Here is a 12,698-nt window from a genome sequence, read left to right on the forward strand (position 1 = left end):
GCATCCCCCTTCCATCGCACCTAAATCGAAGCGTCAGTGCCGGCAAGAGACGCAACAATGCTTCAAGACGTTGAGCATCCGGACAGCGGGAAAAAATGAAAGCTGATTTCTACGAGACGCTGGGCGTGCAAAAAGGCGCCGATGAGAAGGAGCTCAAGAGCGCTTTCCGCAAGCTCGCCATGCAATTCCATCCCGATCGCAACCCCGGCGACCATTCCTGCGAGCACAAGTTCAAGGAAATCAACGAAGCCTACGAGACGCTGAAAGACCCGCAGAAGCGCGCGGCCTATGACCGCTTCGGCCACGCCGCCTTCGAACAGGGCGGCATGAATGGCGGGGCCCAGGGCTTTGGCGCCGGCGGCTTCGCCGACATTTTTGAGGACATTTTCGGCGACATGATGGGCGGGCGCCAGCGCCGCTCGTCGGGCGGCCGCGAGCGCGGCGCCGACCTGCGCTACAACATGGAAATCACCCTGGAAGAGGCTTTTGCCGGCAAGACCGCACAGATCCGGGTGCCGGCGTCGATCTCGTGCTCTGAATGTTCGGGCAGCGGCGCCAAGCCCGGCACCCAGCCCGTCACCTGCTCGATGTGCAACGGCCACGGCAAGGTGCGCGCCACGCAAGGTTTCTTCTCGATCGAGCGGACCTGCCCGCAATGCCAGGGGCGCGGCCAGACGATCAAGGATCCGTGCCCGAAATGCGCCGGCCAGGGCCGCGTCACCGAGGAGCGTTCGCTGTCGGTCAACATCCCGGCCGGCATCGAGGACGGCACCCGCATCCGCCTTGCCAATGAGGGCGAAGCCGGCCTGCGCGGCGGGCCCTCGGGTGACCTCTATATTTTCCTGGCGGTCAAACCGCACGAGTTCTTCCAACGCGACGGCGCCGATCTCTATTGCAAGGTGCCGATCTCGATGACGACGGCAGCCCTTGGCGGCTCCTTCGAGGTGACGACGCTGGACGGCACGCAGACCAAGGTCAAGGTGACCGAAGGCACACAGAACGGGCGCCAGTTCCGCCTCAAGGGCAAGGGCATGCCTGTGCTGCGCCAGCCCAATGTCGGCGACCTCTACATCCAGACCGCGGTGGAGACGCCGCAGAACCTGACCCGGCGCCAGCGCGAACTTCTGGAGGAGTTCGAACAGCTCTCCTCGCAGGACAATTCGCCTCAATCGAGCGGCTTTTTCGCCCGTATGAAGGATTTCTTCGAGTCTTTCGGCGAGCGTTGATGCACTTTGGCCCGCGTAAGCCGATTTGCCACGCGTAAATCCTTGAATCGCGTCACCCCTTGAGACGCGACGAAAATTATCTTATCCACGACATGCGTCCGGCCGCGCCTTGCCTAGCACCGCTCAGGTGCTAAGTAACTTTGCGGGGAGCGCTGAGGAGAGCTTGCATGACACGTGGCCCTGGACTGCGGAAGGCGCTTGTCGAAAAGTTCGACGACGAACTCAAATTCTTCAAGGGCTGGATCGACAAGCCGAAGACGGTTGGCTCGATCGTGCCGACCAGTTCGATCACCGCGCGCAAGATGGCCTCGATCGTCAATCCTAAATCCGGCCTGCCAGTGCTCGAGGTCGGTCCCGGTACCGGCGTCATCACCCGCGCTATCCTCGCCCAGGGCGTACGCCCCGAAAACCTTTACGCTGTCGAATATTCCACGGATTTCGTTCGTCACCTGCGGCGGCTCTATCCCGGCGTCAACGTCATCGAGGGCGACGCCTTCAACCTCAACGCCACGCTTGGCGACAAGAGCGGGATGATCTTCGACTCCGTCGTTTCGGGCGTGCCGCTGCTCAACTTTCCGGTCGCCCAGCGCATCGCCTATATCGAGAGCCTGCTCGACCGCATCCCGGCCGGACGGCCGATCGTGCAGCTGACCTACGGACCGATGTCGCCGATCCCGGCCGGCCGCGGTGACTACACGGTCAAGCATTTCGATTTCATCCTCCGCAACATTCCGCCGACGCAGCTGTGGATCTATCGCCGCGAAGCGCACTAGTGAGAAGGGAATAAGGCAATAGGGGAGTAAGAGAGTAGGGATGAAGGGTTCCATTTCCAGGCTATTTTCTACTCCCATATTCCCTACTGCCCTATTCCCCTATCCAGCCGTTGATTTGAGCCGTCCTTGGCTGTACCTGTCCGGGAACAAGGGTGGCCAATGGCAGTGATCCCGAAAATCCTCGTCTTCGCCGGCTCGGTGCGCAGCGGCGCCTATAGCGGCAGGGCCGCCGACGTGGCGCAAAAGGAACTCGCCATGCAAGGTGCCGAGGTGACCCGCATCTCGCTCGCCGAATACCCCCTGCCGATCATGGACGAGGATCTGGAAAAGGAAAAAGGCGTTCCCGAAAACGCCCAGAAACTCGGCCGTCTCATCATGGCCCATGACGGGCTGCTGATCGCCACGCCCGAATATAACGGCTCCATTCCGCCGCTGCTCAAGAACACGATCGACTGGGTGAGCCGGGTGCGCAGGGATGGTGGCCGGCCAGTCAGGCCGCTGGCCGGCAAGGTCGTTGGCCTTTGCTCGTCCTCCAACGGGCACTTTGCCGGTATCCGCTGCATCAACCATCTGCGCGCGGTGCTGGTGCGTTGCCAGATGGAGGTGGTGACGCCGGAATGCTCGGTGCCCGACGGCGGTGACGCCTTCGACGAGGATGGAAATTTCCGTGACGAAAGACTGCACAAATCGATGGAGCACCTATGCCGCACGCTGATCGAGACCTCGCGCCTGCTGTCCACCCGGATCGAGGCATGATCGCCAATAGCATGCGCGACCGGCTCATCGTCGGCCTCGACGTGCCGACAGTGAAGCAAGCCGAGCAGGCAGTGCGCGAACTCGACGGCATCGTCTCCTTCTACAAGATCGGCTACCAGCTTGCCTTCGCCGGCGGGCTCGACTTCGCCAGGGAGCTGGCCAGCGGCGGCACCAACGTCTTCCTGGACATGAAGCTGCTCGACATCGACCACACGGTGGCCAAGGGTGTCGAGAACATCGTCAAGATGGGCGTGACCATGCTGACCATCCACGCCTATCCCAAGGCTATGCAGGCCGCCGTAGAGGCGGCCAGAGGCAGCGACCTTTGCCTGCTTGCCGTTAGCGTTCTGACCTCGATGGACGAGCAGGACATGATCGACGTCGGCTATGAGTACGATCCGCATACGCTGGTGCTTAGGCGCTCGGAACAGGCGCTGCATGCCGGCATGGGCGGCATCGTCTGCTCGGCCGCGGAGGCCGAGGCGGTGCGCCGGATCGTGGGACCCGACATGGCGGTGGTGACGCCCGGCATCCGGCCGGCGGGCAGCGACCATGGCGACCAGAAGCGCGTGGTGACGCCAGGCCAGGCGATTCGCAACGGCGCCAGCCACCTCGTCGTCGGCCGTCCGATCATTGCTGCGGCCAACAAGCGGGAAGCGGCCGAAGCCATCCTCGACGAGATGCGCTCGGCCTGAGATTTCCAGGAACAAGTTCGGAGGCCAAGAAAATGCCCAAGGGATACTGGATCGCTCGTGTCGATGTGCGCGACGCGGAAGGCTACAAGGACTATGTCGCCGCCGCCAAACCTGCCTTCGAGCGCTTCGGGGCGAAGTTCCTGGCGCGCGGCGGCGAGTACGAAAAGGCCGAAGGCCCCGGCCGCGCACGCAATGTCATCATCGAGTTCGAATCGCTGGCTGCCGCACACGATTGCTACCATTCGCCGGAATACCAGCGCGCCGCCGCCATTCGCCAGAAGGTTGCCGATGGCGAGATCGTCCTGGTCGAGGGCGCCTGAGGTCCCCTGCATGCATAGTTCCGGTTTTAGCCGGAGACGTGCTCAAAATCGGATAGAGCCTGGCGGCGTTTGAAGCCTCGCAGGCTCATTTTACATATCTTTGCTCCGCGATTTCACGGTGATCTGCCTGGCGCAGTTGCCAGGTGCGGAGCCGTGCCGACGAGCGGTCATTCAACGCCGGTCGGATTGCCGATTGACATGCAGGTATTTACCTGCATATTATGCCTTACAACAGAGTGAGGCAGATGGACGCCGACAAGGTTTTCAAAGCGCTGGGCGACCCGACACGCAGAAGGCTGCTTGACCTTCTGTGCGAGCAGAACGGGCAGACGCTCAGTCAGCTTTGCGATCATCTGGACATGGCCAGGCAATCCGCCACCCAGCACCTCGACCTGCTGGAGGCGGCCAACCTGGTGAGCACGGTCAAGCGCGGCCGCGAAAAGCTGCATTTCATCAATCCCGTGCCGCTGCACGAAGTCTACGAGCGCTGGGTACGGAAATTCGAACGGCAGCGGCTCAGCCTGCTGCACGACCTGAAGCAAGAACTCGAAGGAGAAGACCAATGACCAGGGAAACGACCAGCTTTGTCTACGTGACCTATATCCGCTCGACGCCGCAGAAGGTGTTCGAGGCCATAATCAAGCCCGAGATCGCAAAGCGCTACTGGGGCCACGAGAACGTCTCCGAATGGACGCCGGGCTCGAAATGGGAGCACATCCGCGCCAATGACGAACGGACCGTCGAACTCGTCGGCAAGGTCGTCGAGATTTCGCCGCCGACCCGCCTCGTCATCACCTGGGCGAACGCTTCGCAGGCGGACGATCCGTCAAAAACCAGCCGCGTGACGTTCGCCATCGAGGAATACGACACCATGGTGCGGCTGACCGTCAGCCATGACGAGCTCGAGGCCGGCAGCGGCATGGCGAAGGGCGTCAGCCAGGGTTGGCCGGCGGTGCTGTCCAGCCTGAAATCCTTCCTCGAAACCGGCAGCGGCATCGATATTTTCGCCAAGCCGAAGTCGGCCTGATGTTGCGACCTCGAGCAGACTCAGACCCGTGGAGAATAACGATGACCAAGCGCTATACCGGCGGCTGCGCATGCGGCGCGATCCGTTACGAAACCAACGACGAGCCGATCTTCCAGAACCACTGCCAGTGCAGCGATTGCCAGAAGCGCTCAGGCACCGGCCACGGATCCTACCTGACCTTCGGCCAGCGTGCCGATATGGCCATTACCGGGGAGGTGAGCACCTGGCGCGTGGCGGGCGCCAGCGGCAATGAAAAAATCCACACCTTCTGTCCAACCTGCGGAACGCCGGTCTTTCTGATATCCGTCGCCATGCCGGAATTCATAGCGGTCCATGCGGCCAGCCTCGACGATCCGGAACAGTTCAGCCCACAGATGGTGACTTACACGAGCCACGGCCATGCCTGGGACAAGATGGATCCCGCCTTGCAGGCGGTCGAGCGAATGCCGTAGTGAAACGCGTCCGCCGGTCGGCCCGCGATCTGCCGTGGCGCCTTCAGGCGCGATGCTCTTGGCCGATCAGCCGGCTCGCCGCTGTCTCGGCTATGGCATCGGCAAGCTCGAGGCTCCATTGCTGGCGGCAATAGGCGCGGAAATCGAAGCAGGGCAGGCCGGGGCAGACCTCGAACTCGATGAGGTGGACGGTGTTGTCGGCCTCGACCCTGAGATCGATGGAAAACACGTCGCGCAGGCCGAGCCCGCTCATCAGCCGCCCGGCGATCGCACGAATCCTGGCGTCGGCGGCCGGCTGGCTGTCGGCGACCGCGACGAGCTCCGGCTCGGCGTAATGTCCCGCCGCTTTCGCTGCCTCGCCAGTGTCGCCGTAGAGCGCCAGGCTGTCGGCCATGGTCTGGAAATCGGCGCCTGAATCGACAAAGGCCACGCCAAGCACTTCGACTCCCGCGCCCGGCATCAGGCTAAGGAAACTGGCGCGCACGTTGCGGCCGGCGACGTAGGGCTGGACGACGACATCGTCGCGATAGGCCGAAAAGACGCGCCGGCTGAGCTCCAAAGCGTGGGCGAGATCGCTGCAGCGCGACTCCGGCCAGATGCCGATCTTGGCGCCGAGCCGGTTGGGCTTGACGAACCAGCCGGCGGGCGAGGCCGGCGGCTCGACCAGCCATTGGCCGTCACGCGCGAGCCCAGCCTGTGGCACCGGCAGGCCGAGCGCGCCGAGCACGGCGCCGGAGCGGAACTTGTCCTGGCAGAGCGCGAACAACGCATCGTCGGCGCCGATTGTCTTGAAACCGCCCAGTCGCGCCAAAGCGGGCGCCGCGCCGCCGCGGAAATAGGCGATGCCGTCGGTCAGCGTCCAGACCAGCGTTGTGCTGGGATGCTCGCCGGCGAGCACGCTGGCAGCGTCGTCGAGCGCCACCGGCGCGAACGACAGGCCGCGTGCCTGGCAGGCACGGCCAAGCACGTCGAATTCAGGAGCGAGATCGGTCGACTGCGCCAGATAGGACGCGATTTCGGTTGCGCGCTGCGGCGCATGGCCGTCGGCGACCAGACGGTCGAAACAAGCCTTTTCCGGCTCATGGACGAGTATCAGTTTCGGCTTACGGCTTGGCATGAGATGAACGATCCCCGGCGGTACGATCACCTACCATCGCATGGTCGAGACGTCAGGCTCTCGCGAAACCGACACGGTGCGGGCGGTGGCGTGACAACGCACCGTCCGACCGTAGAATCCAGTTCGATCAGGCGATCAGCACGCGCGGCTCGAAGCGGCCGTTGACGGGAATATCGAGCAGAAAGGTCATGCCGCCCTGCAGATCCAGCAGACGCTGCTTCTCATCCTTGCCCGACCAGGCGGAGGTGACCGCCAGCCGGTCGGCCTTGGCGCCGACGAAGGCTGGGCAGGATGGCTGCGTCACCGGCATGGCGACCGTGCGGACGAGCTTGCCGTCGGGTCCGTAGGCTTCGATGACACTGCCGCCCCAGACGGCGTTCCACAGGATGCCGTCGCGGTCGAGCACCGACCCGTCGACATAGCCCTTGGCCGAGCGGTGGTCGACGAACAGCTTGGGCTCACCGGCAGGCAGACCGGTCGCCGGGTCGCAGGCGACGCGCATCAGCAGCCCGGTCGAGGTGTCGGTGTAGTAAGCGATCGCGCCATCCTCGGTAAAACAGATCGAATTGGAGACGGTGATGTCCGAAAACAGGCGGCGCAGTTCGCCCTTGAAAAACCAGTAGATCGAACCCGCGCCTTTTTCCTCGCCCTTGCCCATGGTGCCCATCCACAGGGCACCACAGGGATGGACGCGGGAATCGTTGGAGCGCGTGACCGGATTGTCGGCCTCGACAGGCGTGTGCAGCGTCAGCTTGCCGGTCGCGACATCGCGGACATAAAAGCCGGTCTCGGCGGCGATCAGCTGGCGCTTGTCGTCGATGACGGCGATGGCGCTCGCCATTTGGCCAAGCTCATGGACGGTGGTCGCGCCGCCGGACAGCCGCTTTTCCAGAAGCTGGCTGTTGACGATGTCAAACCAGTAGAGCGTATCGGTGGCGGGATCGTAGCTCGGCCCCTCGCCGAGCTGGCAGACGTGATCGGAAAAAACCGAAACGATCGCTTCGCTCATCCTGCTTCTCCGAACACCGCATCCCAGGCCGCGACGGCAGCTTGCGCACGCGCGGCCACCTCGTCGACGCTCATGCCCGGCTTGAACAGGCTGGAGCCCAGACCAAAGGCGGTCACGCCGGCAGCCTTGTAGCCGGCAAAATCTTTTTCAGAGACACCGCCGACGGCGCCGACCAATGTCTGCGCCGGCAACACCGCGCGCATCGCGGAAATGCCGCCGGCGCCCAGCACGCTCGCCGGGAAGAATTTCAGGGCCGAGGCGCCGAGCTTGATCGCCAGGAAGGCTTCGGTCGGCGTGAACACGCCGGGCATCGTAACCATGCCGTAATGCATGGCGCGCGCCATCACCTCGGCATCGATATTGGGACTGACCAGCAGCCGCCCTCCGGCCTGGTGCAAGCCATCGACATCGGCCGGCGTCAGCACCGTGCCGGCGCCGACCAGCGCCGTTTTCGGCAGCACTTGGACGATGCGGGCGATCGACGAGAACGGTTGCGGCGAGTTGAGCGGCACTTCGATCGCCTCGATGCCGGCGTCGAACAGCGCCTGGCCCATGGCCATCGCCTCGGTGGGCTTGAGCCCGCGAAGGATGGCAACCAGGCCGCGCTTGAGTTTTGGAAACGGTGCGGTCTGGCTCATCGGGCAACTCCAATTCTGGCGATCATGCCGTTCTCGCGCGCCGCCTCGACGAGACCGGCACGCACTGCCTCGTCGGCGTCGACGGCCCGGACCTCAAGCCCAGCAAGACCAAGTGCGGCCTGGTAGAGTGCGGCCAGCGCGCCGGAGGCAATCAGCACCACGGGTTCGGCACCGGCGCCATGCCGGCGGCTGGCGGAGGCGATCTCGCCGCCGATCAAAAGGCCGGACAGGCAGGCGGCGGCATCGTCGGCTTTCAGATCCTGCAGCAGGCCGGCGGCGCGGATGGAAAACAGCCGCGAGGTGACATCGCCGCCTTCGCCCAATGCGGTTTCGCACCAGCGGCGGAAGAACGGATTGTCCGATGTGACCGGCTTGGGGTGCTCGCCGAGCGAGTGGCGCAGGATCGAATGCGCGGCAAGCACGGAAAACAGCTCACCGGTCGGCCAGGTGCCGAAGCCGGTAACGGCGCCATCCTCGACCAGCACCCATTTCGAATGGGTGCCGGGCATGCAGACCAACTGGCGCCCCCTGGCCGGCAGGCCGGCGCCGGCAAGCTGGGTTTCCTCGCCGCGCATGACGTCGGGCGCGTCAGTCAGCCGCTGGGCCAGACCCGGAACGATGCGGATGTCACGGCTCTGTCCGGGCACGCTGGCGGCGCCCGCAAGGATGGCGGTAAGCGGCGCCGGCACGGTGACATAGGGCGCTTCGAGCCAGCCCTGGCGGGACCCGGCCATGCCGCAGATGATGACGGGCAGCGCCGCTGGTGCTCCCATCGCCGCCAGATGCCCTTCGAGGATGGTCGAAAAGCCCTTTTGCTGCGCGGTGATCAGGCCGTCATCGCCGCGGCGTTCGGCAAGCATCTTGCCTTGCCCGTCGATCAGCCAGACCCGCATGCGGGTCGTGCCCCAGTCGACGGCGGCGACCGCCGGTGCGTTGCCGGCTTGGCTCACAGGAAACCTCCATCGACGATCAGCATCTGCGCCGTCAGCATGCGCGAAGCGTCCGAGGCCAGGAACAGCACCGTGCCGACGATGTCGTCGGGCTGCATCACCTGTTTTATGCACTGCTTGGCGACATGGGCGGCAAGCCCCTGTTCGGTCACCCAGAGCTCCTTCTGCCGCTCGGTGATCACCCAGCCGGGCGCGATGGCGTTGACGCGGATGCCGTCCACACCGAGCTTGCCGGCCAGCCCCTTGGTCAGACCGAGGATACCGGCCTTGGCGGCCGTGTAGGACGGCATGTCGGGGTGGTTGATCAGATAGGACGTCGAGGTGAAGTTGATGATCGAGCCGCCGCCGGCCCGCTTCATGCCCGGCGCCACCGCTTGCGCGGTGAAGAAATGCGGCCTCAGATTAATGGCTTGGTTGTTGTCCCAGAACTCGACCGTCACGTCTTCGACGGCGTGGCGTTCGTCCCAGGCCGCATTGTTGACCAGCACGGTGACATCGCCGTGCGCCTCGGCAGCCTTCGCGGCGGACGCCCGCAGGGCCTCGACATCGCGCAAATCGGTCTTGAGGTAGAGCGGCCGGCGGCCGAATTCTTTCTCGATGCGGTCGGCAAGAGCTGTGCTTGGGCCGTCGGCGATGTCGATGAAGGCGACATTGGCGCCCTGGCGCACAAAACCCTCGGTCAGTGCCGCGCCAATTCCGGAGCCGCCGCCGGTGATCAGCACCGAGGCTCCTTCGAGGTCGGCAAAATGCGCCGATGGCATCATCGTTGTTGTCTCCCAGCGCATGACCCCGAAAATCGGATCGATTTTCGGAAAGGGATCATGCGCAAATGTTAAATGCTACAGCGTCCTTTGCGCGTCTTGAAAGACGCGCGGCGCTGTAGCGTGATCGGCGCGCATCCTAGCCGCGCAAGGCGCGCGGGCAAGGGCGAACCGCCGAATTTCAGGGCTTATGTCAGACAAAACGACAATGCGCCGCACCGGATGCGCACGGCAGCACCGTCGGGGTTGGGGATTGCGGAGGGTCGCCGATCAGATCGCCTTGGCGCGCAGGGCGCCGCGGAAGGAATCGCGGAGATAGCCGAGCGTGGCGTCGGCATCGACCGGCTTGCCGAACAGATAGCCCTGTCCGCCGGCGCAGCCAAACTGGACCAGGCGATCGGCCTGCGCTTCCTGCTCGATTCCTTCGGCGACGACGTCCATGCCGAGCCCTTCGCACATTGCGAGGATAGCGCGGATGATGTGTTCCGACGGCCTGTCGTCGAGAATGGAGGAGACGAAGGCGCGATCGATCTTGAGCTTGTCGAAATGGAATTCGCGCAAGCGGCCGAGCGAGGACTGGCCGGTGCCGAAATCGTCGAGCGAGACGCGGATGCCGACGCGGCGCAGATCCTCGACGATCTGAGCGGCCGAGGCCGGGTCGTTCATCAGGCCGGTCTCGGTGATCTCGATCTCCAGCCGGCGCGGATCGAAGCCGGTGCGGTCGAGGATCGCCAATATGTGCAGGCCGGTGTTCTGGTCGACGAGCTGCGAGGGTGACAGGTTGAACGACAGGAACAGGTCCTTCGGCCAGCTTCTGGCGGCCTCCGTCGCCTTGCGCAGCACCAGCTGCGACAACGGGCCGATGATGCCGCGCTCCTCGGCGATGGGAATGAAGACGGTCGGCGGCACGGAACCCAGGTCGCGGTCGGTCCAGCGCGCCAGCGTCTCGAAGCCGATGGTGCGGCGCGTGGCGAGATCGACGATGGGTTGGAAATGCGGCTCCACTTCGCCGGCCGAGACAGCCCGGCGCAGCGCCTGTTCGATGCGGGTGACGCGCTTGGCCGCTTCTTCCATCTCACGGGTGTAGACGACGACGCGGCCACGGCCGGAACGCTTGGCGTGGTAGAGTGCCGTCTCTGCCTTGTTGATGAGGATTTCCGTGGTCTCGTCGCCCGAATAGAACAACGAGCAGCCGACCGAGGCCGAAAGCCTGGCGGTGCGTTCGCCGACATCGTAGGGCGCCGACAGGATCTCGATCAGCATGCGCGACTTTTCGGCCGCAGCGTCCTCGCTGAATACCATCGGATAGAGAAAAGCGAATTCGTCGGCGCCGATGCGGCAGACCGTGGAATAGCCGTCCATAGAGGCGCGCAGCCGCATCGCGACCTGGATCAGGATGTCGTCGCCGGCCTTGTGGCCGAACAGATCGTTGATCGGCTTGAAGCCGTCGAGGTCGAGAATCCCGACGGTAAAGGGCGCGGGATCGTCGGCTCGGTCGGCGATCAGCCGATCGACCTTGTCGAAGAAGCGGCGATGGTTGCCAAGCCCGGTCAACGGATCGGTGAATGCCAGATCCGTGCTCTCCCTGTTTGCCTGACCGGTGCCAAACGAAGTTTGCATCGGTGTCCCTGTTTTGTGACTTCGGAATTTATTTTCAGACTGGCAGCAAACCCTTTAGGAAACGTATCGCGAAATCGATTTTCCATGGGCAACCGCGACCTGTTTCGAAGGATCGATGTGAGGTGTGCATTCGGGCTCAAGGAACAACGAGGACGCGCAGCCTGGCTCCTGTCACGGAATGACCGGCAGGGCCGAGCTTGCGACTTGCTGATGCCAATCTTCAAAAGGTCGCGATTGGCAGACGGGCAGTGAGCCTGTACAGGCAGGACAGTCGCCCATCCGAGCCGCCGGAGACCCGCCATGAAGCTGAAAATCGCCGTCCAGATGGACCACATCTCCACCGTGTCGATCGCCGGCGACACCTCGTTCGCGCTGTCGCTGGAAGCGCAGCGGCGTGGCCATGAGCTGTTCCACTACACGCCGGATCGGCTGTCGTTGCGCGACGGCAAGGTGTTTGCCCGCATTGAGGAGATGCAGGTGCGCGACGAGAAAGGCAGCCACTATTCGCTGGGCGAGAAGGTGCGCACCGATTTGTCGGAGATGGACGTCGTCCTGCTGCGCCAGGATCCGCCCTTCGACATGAACTACATCACCACCACGCACATCCTGGAGCGCATCCACCCGAAGACGCTCGTGGTCAACGACCCGGCCTGGGTGCGCAACAGCCCGGAAAAGATCTTCGTCACCGAATTTGCCGACCTGATGCCGGACACGCTGATCACCAAGGATCCACTCGAAGTTGCCGCCTTCCGCAAGGAGTTCGGCGACATCATCGTCAAGCCGCTCTACGGCAATGGCGGCGCCGGCATCTTCCATCTGCTGGAGGGCGACCGCAACCTGGCCTCGCTGCTGGAAATGTTCGGCCAGATGTTTCGCGAACCCTATATCGTGCAGCGCTATCTCAAGGACGTGCGCAAGGGCGACAAGCGCATCATCCTGATCGACGGCGAGCCGGTCGGCGCCATCAACCGGGTGCCCGCCGAACATGATTCCCGCTCCAATATGCATGTCGGCGGCCGCGCCGAAAAGACCGAGCTGACCGAACGCGAACGCGAGATCTGCGCCCGCATCGGGCCTTCGCTGAAGGAGCGTGGCTTCATCCTGGTCGGCATCGACGTCATCGGTGACTACATGACCGAGATCAACGTGACCTCGCCGACCGGCGTGCGCGAGGTCAAGCGCTTCGGCGGCGCCGACATCGCCAGCCTGTTCTGGGACGCGGTCGAGGGGAAGCGGCGCAAGTAAGCCGCTTTCATTTCGTATTAACCATGTTCCGCTTTTGCAACCGGGCGCAATCCGGCTGCAACTTACACGCTTGCTTGTTCCTGTAATGTTCTTGATTTGACCGGAGAAT

The 12,698-nt window shown here is 63.8% G+C and carries 15 protein-coding genes; 9 read left to right on the forward strand and 6 right to left on the reverse strand.

Going from position 1 to position 12,698, the window contains the following annotated elements; all coding sequences use genetic code 11:
- The first annotated feature begins 95 nt into the window (after nt 1-95).
- From dnaJ to AC0L2D_RS12805, 8 genes are all read left to right on the forward strand, one after another.
- A complete protein-coding gene (gene dnaJ, locus AC0L2D_RS12770; RefSeq protein WP_013528587.1) occupies nt 96-1,226 on the forward strand; it encodes a molecular chaperone DnaJ in 1,131 nt (376 codons plus the stop codon).
- A gap of 167 nt (nt 1,227-1,393) precedes the next feature.
- The gene (pmtA, locus tag AC0L2D_RS12775; protein WP_027161171.1) at nt 1,394-1,999 is read left to right on the forward strand and encodes a phospholipid N-methyltransferase PmtA; all 606 of its coding nucleotides are present in this window, start codon (nt 1,394-1,396) and stop codon (nt 1,997-1,999) included.
- 159 nt (nt 2,000-2,158) lie between these two features.
- Complete coding sequence (locus tag AC0L2D_RS12780; protein WP_063169676.1) at nt 2,159-2,755, forward strand: NADPH-dependent FMN reductase; 597 nt, start codon at nt 2,159-2,161, stop codon at nt 2,753-2,755.
- Nucleotides 2,752-3,450, forward strand: a complete 699-nt coding sequence (pyrF, locus tag AC0L2D_RS12785; RefSeq protein WP_013528590.1) for an orotidine-5'-phosphate decarboxylase — start codon at nt 2,752-2,754, stop codon at nt 3,448-3,450. The genes AC0L2D_RS12780 and pyrF overlap by 4 nt, the downstream gene beginning before the upstream one ends.
- 32 nt (nt 3,451-3,482) lie before the next feature.
- A complete protein-coding gene (locus AC0L2D_RS12790; protein WP_063169675.1) occupies nt 3,483-3,770 on the forward strand; it encodes a DUF1330 domain-containing protein in 288 nt (95 codons plus the stop codon).
- A 245-nt stretch (nt 3,771-4,015) separates the two neighbouring features.
- Nucleotides 4,016-4,336: an ArsR/SmtB family transcription factor gene (locus AC0L2D_RS12795; RefSeq protein WP_024502159.1), complete on the forward strand. Its 321-nt coding sequence runs from the start codon at nt 4,016-4,018 to the stop codon at nt 4,334-4,336.
- On the forward strand, nt 4,333-4,797 hold the full coding sequence (locus tag AC0L2D_RS12800; protein WP_013528593.1) for an SRPBCC family protein: 465 nt from the start codon (nt 4,333-4,335) through the stop codon (nt 4,795-4,797). Before AC0L2D_RS12795 ends, AC0L2D_RS12800 begins: the two co-directional genes overlap by 4 nt.
- 41 nt (nt 4,798-4,838) lie before the next feature.
- The gene (locus AC0L2D_RS12805; RefSeq protein WP_013528594.1) at nt 4,839-5,249 is read left to right on the forward strand and encodes a GFA family protein; all 411 of its coding nucleotides are present in this window, start codon (nt 4,839-4,841) and stop codon (nt 5,247-5,249) included.
- A 43-nt stretch (nt 5,250-5,292) separates the two neighbouring features.
- Here AC0L2D_RS12805 and AC0L2D_RS12810 read toward each other — a convergent pair whose 3' ends face one another.
- From AC0L2D_RS12810 to AC0L2D_RS12835, 6 genes are all read right to left on the reverse strand, one after another.
- Nucleotides 5,293-6,366, reverse strand: a complete 1,074-nt coding sequence (locus AC0L2D_RS12810; RefSeq protein WP_063173490.1) for a D-alanine--D-alanine ligase family protein — start codon at nt 6,364-6,366, stop codon at nt 5,293-5,295.
- A gap of 127 nt (nt 6,367-6,493) precedes the next feature.
- Entirely contained in the window at nt 6,494-7,375 is an 882-nt protein-coding gene (locus AC0L2D_RS12815; RefSeq protein ID WP_473541205.1) for an SMP-30/gluconolactonase/LRE family protein, read from the reverse strand.
- Nucleotides 7,372-8,013, reverse strand: a complete 642-nt coding sequence (locus tag AC0L2D_RS12820; RefSeq protein WP_013528597.1) for a 2-dehydro-3-deoxy-6-phosphogalactonate aldolase — start codon at nt 8,011-8,013, stop codon at nt 7,372-7,374. The genes AC0L2D_RS12815 and AC0L2D_RS12820 overlap by 4 nt, the downstream gene beginning before the upstream one ends.
- The gene (locus AC0L2D_RS12825; protein WP_473541206.1) at nt 8,010-8,963 is read right to left on the reverse strand and encodes a 2-dehydro-3-deoxygalactonokinase; all 954 of its coding nucleotides are present in this window, start codon (nt 8,961-8,963) and stop codon (nt 8,010-8,012) included. Before AC0L2D_RS12825 ends, AC0L2D_RS12820 begins: the two co-directional genes overlap by 4 nt.
- Complete coding sequence (locus tag AC0L2D_RS12830; protein WP_063169668.1) at nt 8,960-9,727, reverse strand: SDR family NAD(P)-dependent oxidoreductase; 768 nt, start codon at nt 9,725-9,727, stop codon at nt 8,960-8,962. The genes AC0L2D_RS12825 and AC0L2D_RS12830 overlap by 4 nt, the downstream gene beginning before the upstream one ends.
- Nucleotides 9,728-9,994: 267 nt before the next feature.
- Nucleotides 9,995-11,344, reverse strand: a complete 1,350-nt coding sequence (locus AC0L2D_RS12835) for a putative bifunctional diguanylate cyclase/phosphodiesterase (RefSeq protein ID WP_013528600.1) — start codon at nt 11,342-11,344, stop codon at nt 9,995-9,997.
- 300 nt (nt 11,345-11,644) lie between these two features.
- Here AC0L2D_RS12835 and gshB point away from each other — a divergent pair, with 300 nt between their 5' ends.
- Nucleotides 11,645-12,589, forward strand: a complete 945-nt coding sequence (gene gshB / locus AC0L2D_RS12840) for a glutathione synthase (protein WP_473541207.1) — start codon at nt 11,645-11,647, stop codon at nt 12,587-12,589.
- The last annotated feature ends 109 nt before the right edge of the window (nt 12,590-12,698 follow it).

The sequence above is a fragment of the Mesorhizobium sp. WSM4833 genome, from assembly GCF_055811095.1.

Coding starts and splice junctions, on each gene's coding strand:
- pmtA (WP_027161171.1), top strand. CDS start 1,394: ATGACACGTGGCCCTGGACTGCGGAAGGCGCTTGTCGAAAAGTTCGAC.
- AC0L2D_RS12795 (WP_024502159.1), top strand. CDS start 4,016: ATGGACGCCGACAAGGTTTTCAAAGCGCTGGGCGACCCGACACGCAGA.
- AC0L2D_RS12835 (WP_013528600.1), bottom strand. CDS start 11,344: ATGCAAACTTCGTTTGGCACCGGTCAGGCAAACAGGGAGAGCACGGAT.
- AC0L2D_RS12820 (WP_013528597.1), bottom strand. CDS start 8,013: ATGAGCCAGACCGCACCGTTTCCAAAACTCAAGCGCGGCCTGGTTGCC.
- pyrF (WP_013528590.1), top strand. CDS start 2,752: ATGATCGCCAATAGCATGCGCGACCGGCTCATCGTCGGCCTCGACGTG.
- AC0L2D_RS12780 (WP_063169676.1), top strand. CDS start 2,159: ATGGCAGTGATCCCGAAAATCCTCGTCTTCGCCGGCTCGGTGCGCAGC.
- AC0L2D_RS12790 (WP_063169675.1), top strand. CDS start 3,483: ATGCCCAAGGGATACTGGATCGCTCGTGTCGATGTGCGCGACGCGGAA.
- AC0L2D_RS12810 (WP_063173490.1), bottom strand. CDS start 6,366: ATGCCAAGCCGTAAGCCGAAACTGATACTCGTCCATGAGCCGGAAAAG.
- gshB (WP_473541207.1), top strand. CDS start 11,645: ATGAAGCTGAAAATCGCCGTCCAGATGGACCACATCTCCACCGTGTCG.
- AC0L2D_RS12830 (WP_063169668.1), bottom strand. CDS start 9,727: ATGATGCCATCGGCGCATTTTGCCGACCTCGAAGGAGCCTCGGTGCTG.
- AC0L2D_RS12805 (WP_013528594.1), top strand. CDS start 4,839: ATGACCAAGCGCTATACCGGCGGCTGCGCATGCGGCGCGATCCGTTAC.
- AC0L2D_RS12800 (WP_013528593.1), top strand. CDS start 4,333: ATGACCAGGGAAACGACCAGCTTTGTCTACGTGACCTATATCCGCTCG.
- dnaJ (WP_013528587.1), top strand. CDS start 96: ATGAAAGCTGATTTCTACGAGACGCTGGGCGTGCAAAAAGGCGCCGAT.
- AC0L2D_RS12815 (WP_473541205.1), bottom strand. CDS start 7,375: ATGAGCGAAGCGATCGTTTCGGTTTTTTCCGATCACGTCTGCCAGCTC.